Below are 8,067 nucleotides of genomic sequence, written 5' to 3'. Positions count from 1 at the left end.
AGATGTTATGCATATGTTCCTTCAAGTCTTGGACGATGGTCGTTTAACGGATGGTCAAGGTCGTACTGTTAGCTTTAAAGACGCCATCATTATCATGACCTCAAATGCAGGTACAGGTAAGGCAGAAGCTAGTGTTGGATTTGGTGCTGCTAGAGAAGGCCGTACTAACTCTGTTCTTGGAGAATTAGGCAACTTCTTTAGCCCAGAATTCATGAACCGTTTTGATGGCATTATCGAATTCAAGGCCCTCAGCAAGGAAAATCTCCTTCAAATCGTTGATCTCATGTTAGATGATGTCAATCAACGTCTCTCAAGCAATAACATCCATTTAGATGTAACAGATAAGGTTAAGGAGAAACTTGTAGACCTTGGTTATGATCCAAAAATGGGAGCTCGTCCACTACGTCGTACCATTCAAGATCATATCGAAGATGCGATTACAGACTACTACCTTGAAAATCCAAGCGAGAAAAACCTCAAAGCCATCATGACTAGCAATGGTAAAATCATGATTAAATCAAAAAATAAATTGGAAACAGTTGACTCAAATGACTAATTCCACATACTAAAAGAATGTTCTTACTTGACAGTAAGAGCATTCTTTAATATGATAGAAAGAAAGCGCACACATAAAGGAGAAATTTATGACAAATCCAACCTTTGGAGAAAAAAAAGAGGGTGTAACCTACAAAACTAGATATGGTGTTTATGCAGTCATCCCTGACTCAGCACTTGAAAAGATTATCCTCGTTCAAGCTCCAAATGGTGCATGGTTCTTGCCTGGTGGCGAGATTGAAGCAGGTGAAGATCATTTTGAAGCTCTCAAACGAGAACTGATTGAAGAATTAGGTTTTACAGCTGAGATTGGCACTTATTATGGACAAGCAGATGAATATTTCTATTCCAGCCATCGTGATACTTACTACTACAATCCAGCCTATCTTTACGAAGCTACTTCTTATCAAGAAATCCAAAAACCTTTGGAGGACTTCAATCATCTAGCTTGGTTCCCAATCGATGAAGCCATTGCTAACTTAAAACGTGGCAGTCATAAATGGGCAATTGAAGCCTGGAAAAAACAGCATCAAGTTTAAATTAACTTTTCCAATTTTTCCAAAAAGTGCTATAATAGAAATAGAAACACAGGAGGAAAGCCTATGAAGCTCATCAACACTACTAATTCTCACTCAAACCTTGTTAAAAGCCAACTGGAGAGTACCGACGCTACACTCGTAGAAGTCTACTCTGCAGGCAACACTGATGTTATCTTTACTCAGGCACCGCTTCATTATGAAATCCTCATTTCCAATAAACATCGTGCTATCCGCGAACAAGAAATAGAAAAAATCCAAGAATTTTTCTTGAATCGCAAGATCGAAAAGCAAAATATCGATGAAGCTAATATCAAGACCCTCTACTCTGAAAAATTGATTGAAATCTCAATCCCAACAAAATAAAACTTAGCAATATTTGGACAACACTCTAAAAATTCTAACTTTTTAGAGTGTTCTTTGTCTGTCTAATCCTATATTCTAGAATCAGATTCAGTGTTACAGAAAGAGTTTTCTAACAATCCTTCAACTGACTAAGTTTGGCAATATTTTTTTTAAAACTCGGTACTTGATCATCAAAACAATTAATTTTACTATTATAATTTACTAACATTAAAAAAGGAGCTCATAAATGGAGAAAATAGTATACAGAAAAGCAAGGCTAGACGAATACCAAAAAATTGGAAAAGTAATAGCCGATAGCTTCTTTGATTATCCATTTTTAACTCTAATCATAGATGATCTCAAGAAACCTGAAAACTATCCTGCTTTTTTAGAACTATTGGAAAGTCTCCTGACTCGCCTCTATATCAAAGAAGAGACCTGTTTAGTAGCTGAACAAGACGCAGAAATCCTAGCTGTCGCCTTATTACAACAAAATGATTTTTCTATCCTATCTTACTTGCTAAATGGTGTCATAAAACTGTTTCGCTACATTAGTCCTCGAAATTTTTTGAAGTATCTTGATTTAGTAGACCGTTCCGAAGAACATTTGAAAAAATCTAATAGCTTTGACTGGTATTTGATGCTCCTTGCAGTCAATTCATCCGTTAAAGGACAAGGTGTGGGCAGTGCTTTTCTTAGAGACGCAGTTGAGCCTTATGTCAAATCCAAGGGCTGCAAGCGCTTAGGACTCATTACCAGTACAGAAAAAAATGTTCCATTCTATAAAAAGAATGATTATGAATTGCTAGATTTTATGGAGTTAGAGTATGGGGCTAAGTCTATTGGAAACTGGGCTTTTTTAAAAACTATCAATAAATAAAGTAAAAAAGGAGTTTAAATCAACTCCTTTTTACTTTATTTAACTGCTTCTTTCAAGGCGTCAACCTTATCCAAGCGTTCCCATGGAAGATCGATATCTGTACGTCCCATGTGTCCATAAGCCGCAGTTTGACGGTAGATTGGACGTTTGAGATCAAGCATTTGGATGATTCCTGCTGGACGAAGGTCAAAGATTTGACGCGCTGCTTTTTCAAGCTTGCTTTCAGCTACTGTTCCAGTACCGAAGGTATCGATACGAACAGATACAGGTTGAGCTACACCAATGGCATAAGCCAATTGAACTTCTGCTTTCTTAGCGAGACCTGCAGCAACGATGTTTTTGGCAATGTAGCGAGCTGCATAAGAAGCTGAACGGTCAACCTTAGTTGCATCTTTACCAGAGAAGGCACCACCACCATGGCGTGAGTAACCACCATAAGTATCCACGATGATCTTACGACCAGTCAAACCTGAGTCTCCTTGAGGTCCTCCGATAACGAAACGACCTGTTGGATTGATGAAGAATTTAGTTTCATCGTCAAGATAAGAAGCTGGAATCACTTCTTTGATAACCTTGTTAATCACGTCCTCATGAATTTGTTCATTGCTAACTTCTGGATCGTGTTGAGTTGAAATAACAACTGTATCCACGCGCACTGGCTGGTCATTTTCATCATATTCAACAGTAACTTGTGATTTAGCATCTGGACGAAGATAGCTAATTTCACCAGACTTACGAAGCTCTGCCAAACGACGAACCAACTTGTGGCTGAGTGAGATTGGCAATGGCATGAGTTCTTCAGTTTCATTAACTGCAAAACCAAACATGAGACCTTGGTCTCCAGCTCCAATCAAATCAAGTGGATCTTGATCCGCATTTCCACGAACTTCCAAGGCTTCATTAACACCTTGGGCGATATCTGGAGACTGCTCAACAAGTGATGGGTGAACTCCTACTGTTTCAGCTGAGAATCCATACTCAGTGTTGGTATAGCCAATCTCTGCAATGGTATCACGTACCACACGGTTAATATCTACATAGGCATTGGTTGAAATTTCACCAAAAACATGAACTGAACCAGTATAAACAGCTGTTTCAGCAGCAACGTGGGCTTCTGGATCTTGCTCTAAAATAGCATCCAAGATAGCATCTGAAATTTGGTCTGCAATCTTATCTGGATGCCCCTCAGATACAGATTCAGACGTGAATAATTTACGTTCTGACATAAAAATGTCCCCCCTTAAAAAATATTCGTTATAGAGTTACAAAGTACTGGTAGAGAATCGATAAACGACCTTCACTACCACCTTATCGGGACCATATAACCTAACTATTATAACACGAATCTTTAAAAAATACTCGTATGATTACTATTTTTCTTAATTGGAAACTGTTTTCTAATCTTAGCCAAATAAAAACTCTTAAAGTGGATAGGATTCCCAACTTCAAGAGATTTCTTAAAAACTAATTATTTTCTAGATAAAACTCAAAACGTTCTCCGACGTATTGGCTCTTTACATACTCAAAAGCTGTACCGTCATCAAAGTAAGAAACCTGAGTCAGTCCTAAAATAGCATGCCCCTTTTCTACTTCCAGATAATGAGCAATCTTTTCCTTGGCTAAGCGAGCATAAATAGTCTGGTGAGATTTACCAATCCGATAACCATGTTTCTGTAAGGTTTGAAAGAAATGCTTGGTTACTTCTTCTTTCTTGAAATTCTTGATAAATTTCTCAGGAATAGATGCTACTTCATAGACCACAGGAACTTGATCTGCATAACGAACACGTTCCATTCGAATAATATTTTCAGTGGCCTTGATCCCTAATTTTTCAACTTCTTGCTCATTAGGAATAGTCCGACGATAGGAAATCAGATGACTCGATGGTGTTTTCCCCTGAGCCTTCACAATTTCCGTAAAACTAGTCGTTCCACGCATTTTTTCCTGAACACGAGTACTAGAAACAAAGGTCCCGCTACCCACACGACGCTCCAAAACTCCTTCCTCGACCAAAAGGGAGATAGCTTGACGCAGGGTCATACGGCTAACCTCAAATTCCTCAGCTAAGTCTCGCTCACTTGGAAGTCTTTCTCCAATTTTCCAACTTCCCTCATCAATGTCTTTCTTGATTTGGTCGTGAATTTTCATATAAGCTGGTAACATGCTTGCTCACTTCTTTTCTTTATTTTTTCCATTGTACCCTATCTTATGGGGAAAAGTCAAACTGTACTTGTTTGGTTGGTAATTCTGGGGCATTTATGATAGAATATTCAAGAAGATATTTCTTTTAAGAAAGGGAAAAGATGACCAACATTTCAACTGATTTGCAAGATGTCGAAAAGATCATCGTACTGGACTATGGTAGCCAGTACAACCAACTCATCTCACGTCGTATCCGTGAGATTGGTGTCTTTTCAGAACTAAAAAGTCACAAGATTTCGGCTGACGAAGTCCGTGCTATCAATCCTATCGGGATTGTACTTTCAGGTGGTCCAAACTCTGTTTACGAAGAAGGATCATTTGATATTGACCCAGAGATTTTTGAACTTGGAATTCCAATTTTAGGAATCTGCTACGGTATGCAGCTTTTGACTCACAAGCTTGGAGGAAAGGTTGTTCCTGCAGGTGACGCGGGTAACCGTGAATATGGACAATCCACTCTTACTCACACTGAGTCTGCTCTTTTTGCCGGAACTCCAGAAGAACAACTTGTCTTGATGAGCCACGGGGATGCTGTTACTGAAATTCCTGCTGATTTCATTCGTACTGGTACATCAGCTGACTGTCCTTATGCATCAATCGAAAATCCAGACAAGAAAATCTATGGTATCCAATTCCACCCAGAGGTTCGTCATTCAGTTCACGGCTATGATATCCTTCGTAACTTCGCTTTGAATATCTGTGGTGCCAAAGGCGATTGGACTATGGATAACTTCATCGAGATGCAAATCAAACAAATCCGTGAAAAAGTTGGAGACAAACGTGTTCTCCTCGGACTTTCTGGTGGTGTTGACTCTTCTGTTGTTGGGGTTCTCCTTCAAAAAGCTATCGGAGATCAATTGATCTGTATCTTTGTAGACCACGGTCTTCTTCGTAAAGGAGAAGCTGACCAAGTTATGGATATGCTTGGTGGTAAGTTTGGTTTGAACATTGTCAAAGCAGACGCTGCCAAACGCTTCTTGGATAAATTGGCTGGTGTGTCTGATCCTGAACAAAAACGTAAGATTATCGGTAACGAGTTTGTCTATGTCTTTGATGATGAAGCAAGCAAGCTAACAGACGTGAAATTCCTTGCTCAAGGAACACTATATACAGACGTTATCGAGTCAGGTACGGATACTGCACAAACCATCAAGTCTCACCACAATGTGGGTGGTCTTCCAGAAGACATGCAGTTTGAACTCATCGAACCACTTAACACTCTTTACAAGGATGAGGTTCGTGCCCTTGGTACCGAACTTGGTATGCCAGACCACATCGTATGGCGCCAACCATTCCCAGGTCCAGGTCTTGCAATTCGTGTCATGGGTGAAATCACTGAAGAAAAACTTGAAACTGTTCGTGAATCAGACGCAATCCTTCGTGAAGAAATCGCCAAAGCTGGTCTTGACCGCGATATCTGGCAATACTTCACTGTTAACACTGGCGTTCGTTCAGTAGGGGTTATGGGAGATGGCCGTACTTACGACTACACCATCGCTATTCGTGCTATCACTTCTATCGACGGAATGACAGCTGACTTCGCTAAGATCCCTTGGGAAGTCCTCCAAAAAATCTCAGTTCGTATCGTAAACGAAGTTGACCACGTTAACCGTATCGTCTATGATATTACAAGTAAACCACCTGCAACTGTTGAGTGGGAATAAAGTCAACAAACTTAAAAAAGCCTAGAAATTAATATTTCTAAGGCTTTTTATTTTACTCTGACAACATTTTAACAATTAAAACTATTTTTCTATATGAAACCAAATCTTTTTAATTTGATAATAGAAATTTGCATTATAAATATGATATACTAAGAAAAAAGAAATTTATTTTTTATAAATTAACTAACTAAAAAATTACTTATTGTTAAATAATTACTAAAAATTTTTAACTAGAATAATAGGATTATAGCAGATAATATGGAAATTTATTTTTTATCCTCGAACAAATATAAAATCAAAGAGGTCAGTGATATACTTGGATCAACGAATATACAAATAAAATCTTTCAATAAAAAGATTAATGAAATCCAAAGTGATAATATGGTTGAAATTGTAACTGATAAAGTTATCAAAGGTTTTAAAGAAATAGGACGACCAATTATTGTGGAACAAACAGGACTACTCATAAAAAATTTTGGTGATCTACCCGGTGGATTAACACAAGTGTTTTGGGATTCGTTAGAAGCAGATAATTTTAGCAAATTTTTTTCTAAAAAAGGTACAGCTTCGGCTACAGCAAAGACAATTGTAGCATTTTGTGATGGGAAAAAAATAACAACATTCGAAGGTATAATTCAAGGGACAATAGTATCTCCTCCAAGAGGAAATCGCGATTTTCAATGGGATTGTGTTTTTCAACCGGAGGGGTATGATGAAACTTTTGCTGAAATGGGCTCGAAAAAGAATGATATTTCTATGAGAAAAGAGGCTTTATATAAGCTGAAATCATTTTTGGAGGAGAGCTTTCATGATGAATAAGCTAAAAAAAGATATTAAGAATGGCGAGGTTATCTTATTTGTAGGAGCAGGTGTTTCGAAAACTATTAACTTGCCTACATGGAGTGAACTTATTGATTATATTGCAACAGATTTAGGTTATGACAAAACTATTTTTTCTTGCTACGGAGATGCATTAACACTGGCAGAATATTACAAAATAAATAAGGGGCATATTGGAGAACTAAGAAGTTGGATGGATACTCAATGGAATGTGGATGATAATGTAATTCTAAATTCTACAGTCCATTCCACTATAGTAAATATGAATTTTCCAATAATTTATACAACAAATTATGATCACTGTTTAGAAAAAGCTTTTTCTTTAAATGATAAAGAATATACAAAGATTGTAAGTGTTGATGATTTAGTTAATATAAAGAAAAATAGTACTCAGATTATAAAATTTCATGGTGATACAATTTCAGATTCATCTATTGTCCTTGCTGAGAGTGATTATTTTGAAAGACTTGCTTTTGAATCTCCTTTAGATATTAAATTAAGAGCAGATATGTTAAGCAAATCAATTTTATTTTTAGGATACAGCTTATCAGATATAAACATTAGATTACTGATTTATAAATTAGATCAATTATGGAAAAAGAGTAATAATAATTCAAATCGTCCTCAATCATATATTTTTCTTCCTACACCTAATCCTATTCAAGAGCAAGTATTAAGTGAAAGAGGAGTAATCCCTATTGTGGGTGAGAGTATTGATAAAAAGGAAAGCATGGAGAGGTTTCTAGATTCACTTAAATAAATATCTAAACTGGATATAGTTATATCCAGTTAAACAACAAATTTAATGTTTTTTAATATGTACAAGTACAAATTTATAACTTCGTATAATTCCTGATAAAAACTTTTTTATAATAAAGCCTTCAAAAAAACGCTTGAAATCAATGATTTCAGCGTTTTTATTTTCTTGTTAGCATCCAAATTCTTAATTTATGAATCAAAAACACCTGATGTATTTTGGTTTGACAACATTTTAACAACTAAAAATCTTAATCTTCTCCCGCTGCTAAGAACTTTTAACAATTTT

The 8,067-nt window shown here is 36.8% G+C and carries 9 protein-coding genes; 7 read left to right on the top strand and 2 right to left on the bottom strand.

Annotated features, from left to right (window positions below):
- From HMPREF1116_RS07185 to HMPREF1116_RS07170, 4 genes are all read left to right on the top strand, one after another.
- A partial coding sequence (locus HMPREF1116_RS07185) for an AAA family ATPase (RefSeq protein ID WP_000223657.1) occupies window positions 1-556 on the top strand: 556 nt, incomplete at its 5' end.
- Window positions 557-644: 88 nt separating this feature from the next.
- Entirely contained in the window at window positions 645-1,094 is a 450-nt protein-coding gene (locus HMPREF1116_RS07180; RefSeq protein WP_000184295.1) for an NUDIX hydrolase, read from the top strand.
- Between the two features lie 63 nt (window positions 1,095-1,157).
- The gene (locus tag HMPREF1116_RS07175; protein WP_000767183.1) at window positions 1,158-1,457 is read left to right on the top strand and encodes a DUF1827 family protein; all 300 of its coding nucleotides are present in this window, start codon (window positions 1,158-1,160) and stop codon (window positions 1,455-1,457) included.
- 226 nt (window positions 1,458-1,683) lie between these two features.
- Window positions 1,684-2,316, top strand: coding sequence for a GNAT family N-acetyltransferase (locus tag HMPREF1116_RS07170; RefSeq protein ID WP_000411987.1), 633 nt, complete (start codon window positions 1,684-1,686; stop codon window positions 2,314-2,316).
- Between the two features lie 35 nt (window positions 2,317-2,351).
- Here HMPREF1116_RS07170 and metK read toward each other — a convergent pair whose 3' ends face one another.
- Together metK and HMPREF1116_RS07160 are read right to left on the bottom strand one after the other, a co-directional pair.
- Window positions 2,352-3,542, bottom strand: a complete 1,191-nt coding sequence (gene metK, locus HMPREF1116_RS07165; protein ID WP_000003967.1) for a methionine adenosyltransferase — start codon at window positions 3,540-3,542, stop codon at window positions 2,352-2,354.
- 238 nt (window positions 3,543-3,780) lie between these two features.
- On the bottom strand, window positions 3,781-4,479 hold the full coding sequence (locus tag HMPREF1116_RS07160) for a GntR family transcriptional regulator (RefSeq protein ID WP_000936171.1): 699 nt from the start codon (window positions 4,477-4,479) through the stop codon (window positions 3,781-3,783).
- 140 nt (window positions 4,480-4,619) lie between these two features.
- On the opposite strand from HMPREF1116_RS07160, the gene guaA reads away from it, so the two are divergent.
- From guaA to HMPREF1116_RS07145, 3 genes are all read left to right on the top strand, one after another.
- Complete coding sequence (gene guaA, locus HMPREF1116_RS07155; RefSeq protein WP_000182006.1) at window positions 4,620-6,182, top strand: glutamine-hydrolyzing GMP synthase; 1,563 nt, start codon at window positions 4,620-4,622, stop codon at window positions 6,180-6,182.
- A gap of 258 nt (window positions 6,183-6,440) precedes the next feature.
- Window positions 6,441-7,001 (top strand): non-canonical purine NTP pyrophosphatase, encoded by a 561-nt coding sequence (locus HMPREF1116_RS07150; protein ID WP_000409220.1) that lies wholly within the window; start codon window positions 6,441-6,443, stop codon window positions 6,999-7,001.
- The gene (locus HMPREF1116_RS07145; protein ID WP_007555265.1) at window positions 6,994-7,782 is read left to right on the top strand and encodes an SIR2 family protein; all 789 of its coding nucleotides are present in this window, start codon (window positions 6,994-6,996) and stop codon (window positions 7,780-7,782) included. The genes HMPREF1116_RS07150 and HMPREF1116_RS07145 overlap by 8 nt, the downstream gene beginning before the upstream one ends.
- Window positions 7,783-8,067 lie beyond the last annotated feature (285 nt).

Source organism: Streptococcus sp. SK140 (assembly GCF_000259525.1).
Lineage (GTDB): Bacteria > Bacillota > Bacilli > Lactobacillales > Streptococcaceae > Streptococcus.
The sequence above is the reverse complement of the archived record's forward strand: the minus strand, read 5'-3'. Positions and strand labels throughout refer to the sequence as shown.